Annotated in this window: 1 protein-coding gene; it reads left to right on the forward strand. The window is 66.8% G+C overall.

The genetic code is table 11. The features are described from left to right. Positions 1–48: 48 nt before the first annotated feature. Positions 49–1350 (forward strand): IS256 family transposase, encoded by a 1302-nt coding sequence (locus tag BAW75_RS08135; protein ID WP_104113157.1) that lies wholly within the window; start codon positions 49–51, stop codon positions 1348–1350. Positions 1351–1390 lie beyond the last annotated feature (40 nt).

Genomic DNA, 1390 nt, shown 5'->3' on the forward strand with positions numbered 1-1390 from the left:
GGGACTGTAAAACGAACGGTGTAACTCCTGATCAAGGAGCAGCACCTGATGTCTGATGGATCGACGATCGCCGTGGATACTGCCGCGGTGGCGAAGAACGTGCCGGGGCAACCGGCGGAGGGTCTCGACGCGGAGCTGGTCGGCCAGCTGGTGGAGCAGGCCCGTGCGGCGGGTCTGCAGCTGACCGGTGACGGCGGTTTGCTGCAGCAGCTGACGAAGCGTGTCCTGGAGTCAGCCCTGGAAGGTGAGATCACCGATCACCTGGGCTATGACAAGGGCGACCCGGCGGGCAAGAACGGCGGGAACTCCCGCAACGGTGTGCGGGCCAAGACGGTGCTGACGGACGTCGGCCCGGTCGAGATTGAGGTGCCGCGTGACCGCGACGGGTCGTTCACACCGCAGATTGTGCGCAAGCGCCAGCGTCGGTTGTCCGGCGTTGACGACATGGTTATCTCGCTGTCGGCCAAAGGCCTGACGACCGGGGAGATCCAGGCCCACCTGGCGGAGGTGTATGGCGCCGACGTGTCACGGCAGACGATCTCAACGATCACCGACAAGGTCGTCGAGGGGATGACCGAGTGGCAGAACCGGCCCCTGGACCCGGTCTACCCGGTGATCTTCCTCGATGCAGTGCACGTGAAGATCCGCGACGGGAAGGTCGCCAACCGGCCCATCTACCTGGCCCTGGCCGTCACCGTCGAGGGCACCCGCGACATCCTCGGTCTGTGGGCCGGCGATGGCGGCGAGGGCGCCAAGTTCTGGCTGCAGGTCCTCACCGAGCTCAAGAACCGGGGCGTCGCGGACGCGTGCATGGTGGTCTGCGACGGGCTCAAGGGCCTGCCGGATGCGATCGGTGAGGTGTGGCCGGAAGCGGTGGTGCAGACCTGCGTGATTCATCTGCTGCGGGCGTCGTTCCGGTATGCCGGCCGGCAGCACTGGGACGCCATCGCCAAGGCTCTCAAGCCCGTCTACACCGCGCCGACCGAGTCGGCTGCCCGAGCCCGGTTCGCCGAGTTCACCGAAGCCTGGGGCGGGAAGTATCCGGCGATCGTCAGGTTGTGGGAGCAGGCGTGGGCGGAGTTCGTGCCGTTCCTGGCCTTCGACGCCGAGATCCGCACCGTCGTCTGCTCCACCAACGCCATCGAAAGCGTCAACGCCCGCATCCGCCGGGCCGTCCGCGCCCGTGGGCACTTCCCGAACGAGGCAGCCGCGCTCAAGTGCGTCTACCTCGCGGTGATGAGCCTGGACCCGACCGGGCAGGGCCGCCGGCGGTGGACCATGCGCTGGAAACCAGCCCTGAACGCCTTCGACATCGCCTTCGAAGGACGCCTCTCCGCAGGCCGTAAGTAACCGTCAACAACCCGAGTTACACCGTTCGTTTGACAGACCC

Source organism: Micromonospora chalcea (genome assembly GCF_002926165.1).
In the GTDB taxonomy this organism is placed as follows: Bacteria; Actinomycetota; Actinomycetes; order Mycobacteriales; family Micromonosporaceae; genus Micromonospora; species Micromonospora chalcea.

What these genes read in the sequence shown, in the direction of transcription:
- BAW75_RS08135 (WP_104113157.1), top strand. Translation starts at nt 49, where the DNA reads ATGTCTGATGGATCGACGATCGCCGTGGATACTGCCGCGGTGGCGAAG.